Origin of the sequence: Helicobacter pylori (assembly GCF_003638305.1) — a bacterium.
Taxonomy (GTDB): Bacteria; Campylobacterota; Campylobacteria; order Campylobacterales; family Helicobacteraceae; genus Helicobacter; species Helicobacter pylori_DJ.
On record NZ_MVYP01000001.1, the window covers coordinates 1 to 12,740 of the forward strand.

General features: G+C 39.1%; 14 protein-coding genes, 5 tRNA genes and 1 pseudogene. 14 read left to right on the forward strand and 6 right to left on the reverse strand.

What is annotated here, in order from left to right:
- The 6 genes from EAL04_RS08270 to EAL04_RS00030 all read left to right on the forward strand — a co-directional run.
- A partial coding sequence (locus EAL04_RS08270; RefSeq protein WP_033705251.1) for an outer membrane beta-barrel protein occupies positions 1–91 on the forward strand: 91 nt, incomplete at its 5' end.
- Between the two features lie 450 nt (positions 92–541).
- A tRNA-Lys gene (locus tag EAL04_RS00010) sits at positions 542–617 on the forward strand.
- 10 nt (positions 618–627) lie between these two features.
- A tRNA-Glu gene (locus EAL04_RS00015) sits at positions 628–702 on the forward strand.
- A 42-nt stretch (positions 703–744) separates the two neighbouring features.
- Positions 745–820: transfer RNA gene (locus EAL04_RS00020), tRNA-Val, on the forward strand.
- Between the two features lie 50 nt (positions 821–870).
- A tRNA-Asp gene (locus EAL04_RS00025) sits at positions 871–947 on the forward strand.
- Between the two features lie 63 nt (positions 948–1,010).
- Positions 1,011–1,086, forward strand: a tRNA-Glu gene (locus EAL04_RS00030).
- 13 nt (positions 1,087–1,099) lie between these two features.
- Here the strand turns inward: EAL04_RS00030 and panC are convergent.
- Together panC and pyrF are read right to left on the reverse strand one after the other, a co-directional pair.
- Positions 1,100–1,930, reverse strand: a complete 831-nt coding sequence (panC, locus tag EAL04_RS00035; protein WP_120972388.1) for a pantoate--beta-alanine ligase — start codon at positions 1,928–1,930, stop codon at positions 1,100–1,102.
- The gene (gene pyrF / locus EAL04_RS00040) at positions 1,931–2,614 is read right to left on the reverse strand and encodes an orotidine-5'-phosphate decarboxylase (RefSeq protein WP_120972390.1); all 684 of its coding nucleotides are present in this window, start codon (positions 2,612–2,614) and stop codon (positions 1,931–1,933) included.
- 121 nt (positions 2,615–2,735) lie between these two features.
- Between pyrF and EAL04_RS00045 the strand changes: the two genes are divergently transcribed.
- From EAL04_RS00045 to EAL04_RS00075, 8 genes and pseudogenes are all read left to right on the forward strand, one after another.
- Positions 2,736–3,401: a carbonic anhydrase gene (locus tag EAL04_RS00045; protein ID WP_120972392.1), complete on the forward strand. Its 666-nt coding sequence runs from the start codon at positions 2,736–2,738 to the stop codon at positions 3,399–3,401.
- A complete protein-coding gene (gene kdsA / locus EAL04_RS00050) occupies positions 3,388–4,218 on the forward strand; it encodes a 3-deoxy-8-phosphooctulonate synthase (protein ID WP_120972394.1) in 831 nt (276 codons plus the stop codon). Before EAL04_RS00045 ends, kdsA begins: the two co-directional genes overlap by 14 nt.
- A 9-nt stretch (positions 4,219–4,227) precedes the next feature.
- The gene (ribH, locus tag EAL04_RS00055) at positions 4,228–4,698 is read left to right on the forward strand and encodes a 6,7-dimethyl-8-ribityllumazine synthase (protein WP_120972396.1); all 471 of its coding nucleotides are present in this window, start codon (positions 4,228–4,230) and stop codon (positions 4,696–4,698) included.
- 1 nt (position 4,699) lies between these two features.
- The gene (nusB, locus tag EAL04_RS00060; RefSeq protein ID WP_120972399.1) at positions 4,700–5,116 is read left to right on the forward strand and encodes a transcription antitermination factor NusB; all 417 of its coding nucleotides are present in this window, start codon (positions 4,700–4,702) and stop codon (positions 5,114–5,116) included.
- Positions 5,117–5,438: 322 nt separating this feature from the next.
- Complete coding sequence (locus tag EAL04_RS00065; RefSeq protein ID WP_162982434.1) at positions 5,439–5,726, forward strand: flagellar biosynthesis protein FlgG; 288 nt, start codon at positions 5,439–5,441, stop codon at positions 5,724–5,726.
- 262 nt (positions 5,727–5,988) lie between these two features.
- A complete protein-coding gene (locus EAL04_RS00070) occupies positions 5,989–6,750 on the forward strand; it encodes a YaaW family protein (RefSeq protein ID WP_120972401.1) in 762 nt (253 codons plus the stop codon).
- 84 nt (positions 6,751–6,834) lie between these two features.
- Positions 6,835–6,975, forward strand: coding sequence for a hypothetical protein (locus EAL04_RS07870; RefSeq protein WP_000071328.1), 141 nt, complete (start codon positions 6,835–6,837; stop codon positions 6,973–6,975).
- 373 nt (positions 6,976–7,348) lie between these two features.
- A pseudogene (locus tag EAL04_RS00075) lies at positions 7,349–8,171 on the forward strand (YaaW family protein).
- 88 nt (positions 8,172–8,259) lie between these two features.
- Here the strand turns inward: EAL04_RS00075 and flgG are convergent.
- The 4 genes from flgG to pdxJ all read right to left on the reverse strand — a co-directional run bounded on the left by flgG (position 8,260) and on the right by pdxJ (position 12,630).
- Positions 8,260–9,048, reverse strand: a complete 789-nt coding sequence (flgG, locus tag EAL04_RS00085; RefSeq protein WP_000946437.1) for a flagellar basal-body rod protein FlgG — start codon at positions 9,046–9,048, stop codon at positions 8,260–8,262.
- Between the two features lie 614 nt (positions 9,049–9,662).
- Positions 9,663–10,685, reverse strand: a complete 1,023-nt coding sequence (tsaD, locus tag EAL04_RS00090; protein WP_120972405.1) for a tRNA (adenosine(37)-N6)-threonylcarbamoyltransferase complex transferase subunit TsaD — start codon at positions 10,683–10,685, stop codon at positions 9,663–9,665.
- Between the two features lie 231 nt (positions 10,686–10,916).
- Positions 10,917–11,840, reverse strand: coding sequence for a 4-hydroxythreonine-4-phosphate dehydrogenase (pdxA, locus tag EAL04_RS00095; protein WP_120972408.1), 924 nt, complete (start codon positions 11,838–11,840; stop codon positions 10,917–10,919).
- Position 11,841: 1 nt separating this feature from the next.
- The gene (gene pdxJ / locus EAL04_RS00100) at positions 11,842–12,630 is read right to left on the reverse strand and encodes a pyridoxine 5'-phosphate synthase (RefSeq protein WP_120972410.1); all 789 of its coding nucleotides are present in this window, start codon (positions 12,628–12,630) and stop codon (positions 11,842–11,844) included.
- Between the last annotated feature and the right edge of the window lie 110 nt (positions 12,631–12,740).

The following is a 12,740-nucleotide window of genomic DNA, read 5'->3' on the forward strand; positions in this document are numbered from 1 at the left end:
GATCAACACGAATTACTATTCTTTGCTAGGCACTCAACTCCAATACCGCAGACTCTATAGCGTGTATCTCAACTATGTGTTTGCGTATTAAAAGCTTGCGTTAAACCCTTTGTGAAACTCTCTTTTTAAGGGGTTTCTTTTTTTGAACCCTTTTTTTTGGGGGTCAAGCGTAAAAATCCCCCCTATCCCTTTAAGAAAATAAAATAAAAGAAAATGCGTTTTACAACAAAATAAGATCTAAAACAATAAAACAAAACCCCATTTTTTAAAAATGAAATTTTTTAAACAAAAAAAGTATGAAATCCTAATAAGATTTGTTAGATCTTGATAAAGCTTTTTTAAAACCCCAAAAAAATAATACTCACCAATAACAAAAACGCATCTATTGTGATCCTTATGGCATTAAAGCGCAACCAAGTTTTTATTTAAGCAAAAGCTGTTATGCCGTTTTAAGAGCGTGTCATTTCTATGAAAACCGCAATATTTTTCAATTATTCTTGACAAGCGTTAAAAAAAATTGTATCATTATCTTTTTTTGTGAGACCCGTTAGCTCAGCTGGTAGAGCAATTCCCTTTTAAGGAATGGGCCGTTGGTTCAAATCCAACACGGGTCACCATGAGCATCGTGGCTCCTTCATCTAGTGGTTAGGATACCACCCTTTCACGGTGGTTACAGGGGTTCAAATCCCCTAGGAGTCACCACTCTTTTAATACAGATTTAGTTGGATTTTATCTCAATATTGTGGTCGCTTAGCTCAGTTGGTAGAGCGCTACCCTTACAAGGTAGATGTCATAAGTTCGAGTCTTATAGCGACCACCATTTTTGACTTAGCTTCAAGCATGCGTTTTTAGGCTATGGGGTTTTGATAGGGAGCGGTAGTTCAGCTGGTTAGAATATCTGCCTGTCACGCAGGGGGTCGCGGGTTCGAGTCCCGTCCGCTCCGCCACCAAGAACTTTTTAAATCATTTTCTACGCTTTATTTCCAATATAATAGTCAATCGTTAAAAATGACCCTTTCATCTAGTGGCCAAGGATACCACCCTTTCACGGTGGAAACGGAAGTTCAAATCTTTCAAGGGTCGCCACAAAAATTTCAAACTACACCCATAAATTATCTAAAAGCCTGGTTTTACCCACACGAACCGCCACTAAAATGAGCGTGTTAGCTGGCTCTATGGTTTTTAAAGGCTCTAGCTTGTGGTTGCAAAATTCCAAATAATCCACTTCCAAGGTTTCTAAAATTTCAAGCCCTAGTTTTTTCAGTTTTTCGCACGCTTTTTCGCCCTTATCTATGGCCTGCTTGATGTTTTCTAGAGCTTTTGGAATGGCTAGAGCTTGTTTTCTTTCTGTTGCACTCAAATACACATTCCTAGAGCTTAAAGCCAAATGATCGCTATCGCGCGCAATCTCGCATGGCACTATTTCAATGTCTAAAAGCAAATCTTGGACTAAATGCTGGATGATTAAAAGCTGTTGGGCGTCCTTTTTACCAAAATACGCTCTAGTGGGATTGACAAGATGGAACAATTTTAACACGACCTGAACCACCCCATCAAAATGCCCCTTACGCACCGCACCCTCTAAAGAGTGGGATAAAAATGTAGGGGCGTAGAGTTTTAGGCGTTGCTCTGCTTCATAGGGATACATTTCGCCAATTTTAGGCACAAACACCGCATTAACGCCTAATTTTTCACACAAAGCCAAATCCTTTTCTAAAGGGCGCGGGTAAGCGCTAAAATCTTCGTTAGCCCCAAATTGCGTGGGGTTGACAAAAACGCTTACAATCGTGTGGGGATTTTCTTTCAAACTCCTTTCTATCAAGCTTTGATGCCCTTTGTGTAAAGCCCCCATAGTCGGCACAAACCCCACGCTTTCTTTCAAACTTTTACGATACTCTCTTAAAGCGGCAATCGTTTCTAACGCTCGCATTTAACAATCCTTTAAAAGCTCTAAAACCACTTCTCTAGGCTCTTTAGCCTGATAAATGGGGCGGCCCACCACGATAAAATCGCTTAAATTTTGCTTAGCTTCTTTAGCGTTCGCCACTCGTTCTTGATCTTCTTTATCGTTTTTATCCAGCCTTATGCCAGGGGTTAAAGTCAAAAAGTCCTTACCCAAATTCTCTTTAATCGCTAAACTTTCAAACACCGAACACACCACCCCATCAATCCCGCTTCCTTTACCCATAGCGCTCAATTTAATCGCTTGAGTTTTTAAAGGGGCGTTATACACCATCAAAAATTCCTCTTCGCTAAAGCTGGTTAAAGCGCTCACGCCCATGATCAAGGGGCGTTTTTTAAGAGCGTTCAGGCGTTGCATTAAAATGGTTAGCGCGCTTTTAGCGCTGCTCAAATGCACGGTGAGCATATCAATTTCTAATTTCGCGCATTCTAGAGCGGCATTTGCCATAGTATAAGGGATATCATAGAGCTTCAAATCCAAAAAGATCTTAAAATTTTCATCAATCTTTCTGATTTCATCTAAAAAAGTAGCCCCATCTCTTATAAACGATCTAAGCCCCACCTTAGCCCATAAATCTAAGCCCTTCAATTCTTGTAATAAGGAAAGGTTGTCCTCTTTTTTTTCTAAATCCAATGCGACACATAATTGCATGAAAGCCCTTTAAAGTGTAAAATAACGCCATTATAACAAAAAGAAATGCAAGATTTTTAGCTATGATAAGCGTTTTAAAATGAAAACCAAGTTTAAAAAAATGAGATTTAAGGGTTAAAGAGTGAAAGCGTTTTTAGGAGCGTTAGAGTTTCAAGAGAATGAATATGAAGAGCTTAAAGAGCTTTATGAGAGCTTAAAGACTAAGCAAAAGCCCCACACTTTGTTCATTTCTTGCGTGGATTCACGAGTCGTGCCCAATCTGATCACTGGCACCAAACCGGGCGAATTGTATGTGATCCGCAACATGGGCAATGTGATCCCCCCTAAAACAAGCTATAAAGAATCCCTTTCTACCATTGCGAGCATTGAATACGCTATCGTGCATGTAGGGATTCAAAACTTAATCATTTGCGGGCATAGCGATTGTGGGGCTTGCGGGAGCATTCATTTAATCCATGATGAAACCACCAAAGCTAAAACCCCTTACATTGCAGACTGGATACAATTTTTAGAGCCTATTAAAGAAGAATTAAAAGATCACCCGCAATTCAGCAACCATTTCGCCAAGCGTTCATGGCTTACAGAGCGTTTGAATGTGCGCTTGCAACTCAACAACCTCTTAAGCTATGATTTCATTCAAGAAAGAGTGATGGATAACGAATTAAAAATTTTTGGTTGGCACTACATCATAGAAACAGGCAGGATTTATAATTATAATTTTGAAAGCCATTTTTTTGAGCCGATTGAAGAAACCATTAAACAAAGGATAAGTCATGAAAACTTCTAGCACAAAAACCCCTAAACCCGTTTTAATCGCTGGCCCATGCGTCATTGAGAGTTTAGAAAATCTAAGAAGTATCGCTACTAAATTACAACCCCTAGCCAACAACGAGCGATTGGATTTTTATTTTAAAGCGAGTTTTGATAAGGCGAACCGCACGAGTTTAGAAAGTTACAGAGGGCCTGGTTTAGAAAAAGGCTTAGAAATGTTACAAATTATCAAAGAGGAATTTGGCTATAAAATTTTAACCGATGTGCATGAGAGCTATCAAGCAAGCGTGGCAGCCAAAGTAGCGGATATTTTACAAATCCCGGCGTTTTTGTGCCGCCAAACGGATCTGATTGTAGAAGTGAGCCAAACTAACGCTATTGTCAATATCAAAAAAGGGCAATTCATGAACCCAAAAGACATGCAATATTCTGTCTTAAAAGCCCTTAAAACAAGGGATAAAAGCATTCAAAGCCCCACTTATGAAACGGCGTTAAAAAATGGCGTGTGGCTGTGTGAAAGGGGGAGCAGCTTTGGGTATGGGAATTTAGTGGTGGATATGCGCTCTTTAAAAATCATGCGAGAGTTTGCCCCGGTGATTTTTGACGCTACCCATAGCGTGCAAATGCCAGGGGGAGCGAACGGGAAAAGTTCAGGAGACAGCTCTTTTGCCCCTATTTTAGCCAGAGCTGCGGCGGCGGTGGGGATTGATGGGTTATTCGCTGAAACGCATACTGATCCTAAAAACGCCCTAAGCGATGGAGCAAACATGCTAAAACCTGACGAGTTAGAATATTTAGTAACCGACATGTTAAAAATCCAAAATTTATTTTAAAGGAATTTCATGCAAATCATAGAAGGGAAATTGCAATTACAAGGGAATGAAAAAATCGCTATTTTAACCTCGCGCTTCAATCATATCATCACAGACAGATTAAAAGAAGGGGCGATGGATTGCTTTAAAAGGCATGGGGGCGATGAGAAGCTTTTAGATCTCGTGCTAGTGCCTGGGGCTTATGAATTGCCTTTCATTTTAGACAAATTGTTAGAGAGCGGAAAATACGATGGCGTGTGCGTTTTAGGAGCTATTATTAGAGGGGGGACTCCGCATTTTGACTACGTGAGCGCGGAAGCGACTAAGGGCATTGCTAGCGCGATGCTCAAATACAGCATGCCGGTAAGCTTTGGCGTACTGACCACAGACAATATTGAACAAGCGATTGAAAGAGCGGGCAGTAAAGCTGGCAATAAGGGCTTTGAAGCGATGAGCACCCTCATTGAATTGTTGAGCTTGTGCCAAACTCTCAAGGGTTAAAATGGCGACACGAACTCAAGCCAGGGGGGCTGTGGTTGAATTGTTGTATGCGTTTGAGAGCGGTAATGAAGAAATTAAAAAAATCGCTTCCAGCATGCTAGAAGAAAAAAGGATCAAAAACAACCAGTTGGCTTTTGCCTTAAGCCTTTTTAATGGCGTGTTAGAAAGAATCAATGAAATTGACGCCCTCATCGAGCCGCATTTGAAAGACTGGGATTTCAAGCGACTAGGGAGCATGGAAAAGGCGATTTTACGCTTAGGGGCGTATGAAATTGGCTTCACGCCCACACAAAACCCTATCATCATCAATGAATGCATAGAGCTTGGCAAACTCTACGCTGAGCCTAACACCCCTAAATTTTTAAACGCTATCTTGGATTCTTTGAGCAAAAAGCTCGCTCAAAAACCCTTGAATTGAGGGCGTTTTATGCCTAAATTTAAAAAAAGATGCTATAATCACCAATCACTAATCACTTCACTAAAAAAGGGGTTTGGTGGGATTTGAGTGAGCGGTAGAAGTAAAATTAAGGGAGTCGATTGTGATTTATGCATTAGCTGTATTCCTTCCATGGGTTAGCTTTTTTCTTGAGAGATAGGATTTTTTCAACTATATTCAGCTTTATTCTTTGGGTCATTCTTGGTTATAATATTTTTGATATTGTTTATTCAGGAGGTGGGGTTTTCAGTCTTTTAGAGCCATTTCTTTGTGGGTAATATTGACCACTTGGTGTTGTTTGGTCATGCATGAAGATCAGAGACAAAAAGACATGGAACAACTTATTAATAGTATTAAGGCAAATCCCGGTAAATTTTTACACCAAGAAACACAACAAACAAATAAAACCAATAAAGCATGGTATTTGGCTAGTATTTTTCTTATCGGTCTAGTTGCTTTAGCTGTTTTTTACATGATCAAGCAATATAACCCAAGCAATAACCCAAAAAGCGGTGTTGAAAAACTCAAAAATCCTAGCCATAAGAATTACAAAAAAAATGATAACAACCGCTCCAAACCGCTTAACCCCTAATAACCTTAAGTATAAAATGGCAAAAGTAAAGGTTAGAAAAAATGGGGATAAAAATCCCCCCCTTTAGCGTTTAAAAGAATTGATGCTTTAAAGCAATCCATAGGGTTAAGGGCGTTGGGTTTTTGAGCTTAAGCCTTTTTAGAATATTAAGTATAGTTTTAGACAAATGATATTAAAATCAGTAGTCACTTTAGAAAAATAGCGATGGAGCGTGAAAAGTCGTTTGTTTTTAATAGGTGATAAAACAATATAAAGGAATAATATGGCATACAAATATGATAGAGATTTGGAGTTTTTAAAGCAATTGGAATCTAGTGATTTATTGGATTTGTTCGAGGTGCTTGTTTTTGGTAAAGACGGCGAAAAAAGACACAATGAAAAACTCACAAGCTCCATAGAATACAAAAGGCATGGCGATGATTACGCTAAATACGCAGAAAGAATCGCTGAAGAGTTGCAATACTATGGGAGCAATAGTTTTGCGAGCTTCATTAAGGGCGAAGGAGTCTTATATAAAGAGATCCTATGCGATGTGTGCGATAAATTGAAGGTCAATTACAACAAGAAAACTGAAACGACTTTAATTGAACAAAACATGCTTTCTAAAATCTTAGAAAGAAGTTTGGAAGAAATGGATGATGAAGAAGTGAAAGAAATGTGCGATGAATTGTCCATAAAAAACACTGACAATTTGAACAGACAAGCCTTAAGTGCGGCGACTTTAACGCTGTTTAAAATGGGAGGCTTTAAATCTTATCAATTAGCTGTCATTGTTGCGAATGCGGTCGCAAAAACCATTCTAGGGCGTGGTTTGTCGCTTGCGGGCGATCAAGTGCTTACAAGAACTCTGAGCTTTTTAACAGGCCCTGTTGGCTGGATCATTACAGGCGTATGGACAGCGATTGATATTGCAGGGCCGGCTTATAGAGTAACCATACCGGCATGCATTGTGGTTGCCACTTTACGCCTAAAAACACAGCAAGCCAGTGAATATAAGAAGTCGTTGCAAATAGAATCCATTTAAGCTTTTTTTTAGGGAAAAGGGTATAGAATGGAGACCTAGATGCGAAAACGCATCTAGTTTTTATTTTAATTTAAGGGAGACACAATGAGTAACAGTTGCAGTAATCAAAACCACAATCAAAAAGGTGATGCTAAAAACCAAAACAACGAAAGTTGTCAAAAAAATAGCCAAAACCAGGCTAATCAATGCAACGCTAACCACGAGCATAAAAACGATAAAAAGTAAGGGTTAGAGGGTTAAAGGAGGGGGTTTCTTGTGCCAAAAATCAAAGTAGCGTTTCATTAAAAATTAGCCCTATCTAAAGAAAAAATCAATAATCTCCTACTTTCAAATCAGGTTTATCGTATCCAAAATGATAAGCGTATCAAAATATTTTAATTATTATCATCATTCTTTGGTTGTAAAATCCATAAAGCCCATTAGCATTTGTAACGCAATATTCATGCGCAGTTAGCGGGTGTGCTTGAGCCTTTTAGGGCGTTAGACATGATTTTAAAAAATGATGCTGTAATCACTAATCACTAAAAAAGGGGTTTGGTGGGATTTGAACGGTGGTAGGAATAAAACCAAAGGGATTGCATGGCATACAAATAGCGATTTGGAATTTTTAAATCACTTAATCTCTAACGATTTGAAAGATTTGTTTGATGTGCTTGTTTATGATGAAGATGGCGCACTAAGAATGAATGAAGAATTGACAAATTCAACAGAATATAAAAGGTATGGCCATGATTACGCTAAATACCCCACAAGGATTGCTGAAGAATTGCAATGTTATGGGGGCAATACTTTTATTAATTTTTTTAGAGATGAAGGGGTCTTATACAAAGAGGTTTTGTGCGATGCGTGCGATCATTTGGATATTAATTACAATGAAAGATCTGCAACCTCTTTGATTGAGCAAAACATGCTTTCTAAACTTTTGAAAGATAGTTTGGAAAAAATGAGTGGGAGAGAGATTAAAGAACTCTGCGATGAATTGGGCATGCCAAATATTGATAAAATGATTGGTGAAAACAAACAAGTCCTAATCGTATCTGTTTTAACGCTGTTTAAAGCGGGTGGCTCTCATTCTTATGCGTTGGCTATAGCTGTTGCAGATGCAATGGTAAAAAAACTCTAGGGCATGGTTTATCGTCTGTGGTGGGTAAAGTCGCACTTAAAAAAACTCTAGGCATTTTAGCTGGGCCTATTGGTTGGGTCATTACAGGCACGTTAGTGAGCATCAATCTTGCAGGGCCGGCTTATAGGGTAACCGTTCCTGCATGCGTTTTAGTTGCCACTTTACGCAAAAATTAAAAGCATAAGAAGCGAGATTAAAAGCAGAACGAGAAGCGGATAAAACCAATAAAACATGGTGTTTGGCTAAAGCGGTATTGAAAACCTTAAAAATCCTAGCCACAAAGATTAAAGAATGGTAGCAACCGCTCCAGAACACAAAACCACCCCAAGCGCAAAAACAACAAGGGAGCAGAGGTTAAAGAGCGTCAAGGAGAGTAAAATCCCCTTTTAGCGTTTGAGGGAATTGACGGTTTGGAGCATGGCATCAGCGGTTTGAATGCTTTTAGAATTGGCTTCATAGGCCCTTTGAGCGGTGATTAGATCCGTCATTTCTTCTACCAATCTCACGTTACTAAGCTCCAAAAAGCCTTGCCTTAACTTGCCTAAGCCTTGAGAATCCGGGTTACCCACAATCGCATCGCCGCTAGCGTTGGTGATGGAAAACAAATTATCCCCCATAGAATGAAGCCCCGCCGGGTTGACAAAATTAGCCAAAGTGATTTGCCCGATCACATTAGAAGTCGTTTGCAAGCCTTGAGTCACGCTCACCGTGCCATCCACACCGATATTTACTTGTGTGGTGTCTTCAGGCAAAGTGATTTGAGGGATGAGAAGATAGCCCTCGCTTGTTACAAGATTGCCTTGCTCGTCTAGCTTGAAATTCCCGCTTCTTGTGTAAGCGGTAGTGCCATCAGGCAGCTGGACTTGAAAAAAGCCTTTACCCGTAATGGCGACATCTAAATTGTTTTCCGTTTCTTTAGGGCTGCCTTGCGAAAACATTTTGGTAATCGCGCTAGGGCGCACGCCTAAGCCCACTTCCATGCCATCTGGCGATAAAGTCGTGTTGCTTGTGTTAGTGCCGGCGTATTGCATCGCTTGGTAAAACAAATCATTAAAATCCGCACGAGACTTTTTAAACCCAGTGGTATTGACATTGGCGATATTGTTTGAAGTGGTGTCAATATGCGTCTGTTGGGCGAGCATCCCTGAAGTGGCGCTATAGAGAGAGCGGAGCATTTTTTCCCTTTAAACTAAAACTTAAGAACCTAGAATTATAACAAAAATAAGATTAAATTTGACTAAAAACGCTCTTTTAATAAAAAATTTAAACCCATTCAAGCAGAAATCCCAAGTATCTTTAGCGTTTGACATGATACAATCCAAAACATGTGCTCCTTAATAGATGTTTGAAACCATTAGCTACCAACCTAATGGTTTGAATAATAATGCCTATTAAGAAACATGCCATAAATAACATAAAGGAGATAACTATGAAATTATTATTAATTATCATAGTGTTAATGGTGCTCGCAACACCACTGCACTAAATACAGATCCTTAAGAGTTACCAGCTCTTTAAGGATTTTTTAAACCTTTTTGTGATGAAACTATAATGCAATAATCATTAAATTTAACTTAAACAATAGCGGTTTTTTATAAAATTGTAAATTTAATCCGTATTTAATCTAATAATCTGCCCATAATAAAATAATTCTCGTCAAGCGTTTCAAGGCTTTTTGCTTACTCGTTAATTCAGTTTAATGCGTTTTTATTCAATAATCATCTCAAATACAGATAAAAGGTTGATAAATTTTAGAGCGTTTTACCATGCGCTTTCTTTTTGTATCCATTCACTCAAAACTTTTTAACAGCGTTCTTGGCGAAATGTTAGCCTTTTCTAAAGGGACAAAGTGCTTTTTTTGATAAGCCTCTAGGCTTGATCGCCCTATCATGGCGGCATTGTCGCTGCAAAATTCTAAAGGGGCTAAAACAAGCTTGCAATCAAACTCAACGCACAAATTTTCAAACGCCTTTCTTAAAGCCAAATTTTGGCTCGCTCCTCCCACAATGCCAAAAATTTTAGGGCGTTTGATTTTAAAATAGCGTTTGGTTTGCTGGATTAAATGCTCAATAGCCGTGCTTTGAAAATGATAGCTAATCTTTTGTTTTACCTCATCGTTCAAATTATGGGCGTTTTTTTCAACCTCCAAACGCACCGCATTTTTTAAACCTGAAAAACTAAAAGCCAGATTCGGGCTGTTTTTTAAAGGGATAGGGAACATTAAAGGCTCGTTTGGGTGTGCATAATCAAGGGCTAATTTTTCCACTATAGGGCCTCCTGGATAGCCTAAATCAAGCATTTTAGAAACCTTATCAAAACTCTCCCCAAAGCTATCGTCTAAACTCGTGGCAACGATTTTAATATTCTCATAATCTCTAGCCTCTAAAATCAAAGAATGCCCCCCAGAGACTAGCAGCACGCTTAAAGGCATGCGAGTTTGCTTGTCATTGATGAATAGCGAATACACATGCCCTCTCAAATGATCTTCCAAAATCAAGGGCAAATTCAAAGACAAGCTCAAGGCTTTTGCCATCATCAAACCTTCTATTAAAGTAACGCTCAAACCTGGCTGATTAGTGATGGCGATGGCTTTAATTTTGGAAAAATCCTTATTCAAGCTTATTTTAATGCGTTCTAATAAAAGCGGCAAATTCTCAGCATGCAAGCGCGATGCAAGCTCAGGCACAACGCCCCCATAAGAGCTGTGGTGCTTTTCTTGAGAGATTTTAAAATGAGCGATGAGTTTGGCGTCCTCTATTCTTGTAAGGGCTAAAGAGCTGTCATCGCAAGAACTTTCAATGCTTAAAATCATGTCTTTATCTTTGGGCGGTGTTTTTGCTTGAATTATACCTTGTTAGCAACACTCTAAAGCCTTTAAACCAAAACTAAAAAGTGGATTTACAAAAATACCAATGACAAAAATACCAATGACAAAAATACCAATGAATAAAAGCTAGAATTAAACATTGAGCATGAAGAATAAAGAGATGAGATCTAAAATTAAAGCTTTGAATGAAATAAGCCCCCTTTTTAGAAAAAGCCTTTAAGCCAAATATTTAATCGCATTCAAATAGCTTTTGTGGTTCGCTTTGTTTTGATAAGCAATGTCAAACGCCGTGCCGTGGTCAGTGGAGGCGCGTAAAATGGGGGCGTTCAAACTCACATTAATGCTTTCATCAAAATAGAGCGCTTTTAAAGGGGCTAGCCCCACATCATGGCTCATGCTCACATAAAAGGGGGTTATTTTGCGTTTATTGGGGGCAAAAGCGCTATCAGCCGGCAGTGGCCCCAAGAAGCATTCAAAACCCAGTGTTTGGTTGCCCTCTTGAATGGCTTTTAAAATCTTTTCATCTTCTTCCCCAAACAATCCCTCTTCGCCCGCATGGGGGTTAAAGCCACACACTTGAACGATTTGAGCTTGAGTGCTTTTTTGAAACGCTAATAAAAACTTAACTAACGCCTCTACTTGAATGAGCTGAGAAACCGCGCTTAAAGGCACATGGTCGCTAAATAGCCCCACAAAGAGTTTTGAACACCCAAGCATCATGATGATTTGATGATCTTTATAGCGTTGTTTTAAAAAATCGGTATGCCCCACAAAAGGGATTTGAGCTTGTTGCCATGCGAGTTTGTTGATAGGCAAAGTGCAAATGCCATCCACTTCTTTATCATCCGCTAACTCGCAAGCCTTTTTAAAACTCTCAAAACTATACGCCCCACTTTGAGCACTGACTTTTCCTATCGTGCTAGAGTTCAATAAGGGTAAGGGGGCATCAATAGCGAGCGCATTAAGCGTTTTAGTTTCATAAGCGTTATGAAGCAATTGATTGGCCCGCTCTAAAAGTTCGCCATCAATGAGATACAACGGCTCACAAAACGCACTCACTTCCTTATGGCTTTTTAAAATCAATTCTAAGCCTACGCCTTGAATATCCCCACAACTGATCGCAATTTTCTTTTTAGCCATTTTATCGCTTAATAAGTTGCGCCATTTCTAAAATCGCTTTTTCTAATCCCACTAAAACCGCTTTTGAAACCACGCTATGACCGATATTAAGCTCTCTTAAAGAGGGGATTTTTAACAATTCTTTCACATTAGTATAATTCAACCCATGCCCAGCACACACCACAATACCCATAAAAAACGCTTCTTTGCTCATTCTTCTTAATTGCAAAAAGGCGTTGTGCAATTCTTCTTTCAATTCTTTAGGGCTTTTGTCTTTGAGCGCGCTAATGGCATGGATTTGATTGTTAGCGTTAGAATATAAAGCGTTGTGCAAATTCGCATACACCCCAGTGTGGAACTCCACTTGCTTGACTTGATGCTCCTTTGCAAAATGCAGAGCGTCTTTTAAAGGATCAACAAACAAAGACACTTCAATGCCTTTATTGTGATACGCTCTAATCACTTCCCCCAAACCCTTTAATGAGCAATCCAACCCCCCCTCTGTCGTAACCTCATTTCTGTTTTCAGGCACGATCGTAACCTTACTGGGCTTATTTTTCAAAGAGCATAAAAAATCAGTGATTTCAGCATTGATAGAGCATTCAATGTTGATAGGCAAGGGGCTTATTTCAAGCAGTCTCAAAACGTCTTCATTTTGAATGTGCCGTTTGTCTTCTCTTAAATGGATGGTGATTAAATCCACTTTATGGGTGTTTTTAGCGATAAACAGAGCCTCTAAAATCTCAGGCTCATAAGTCTTTCTTATCTCTCTTAAAGTAACAATGTGATCAATATTCAATCCAAAACGCATGACTATCCTTTATTTTATAATAATGATTTTTGGAATTGTAACATAAAAACCACCCCTTATGCCTATAAGATTTTATTATCAAGCTATCTTTTAAAATGCTATAATACCCA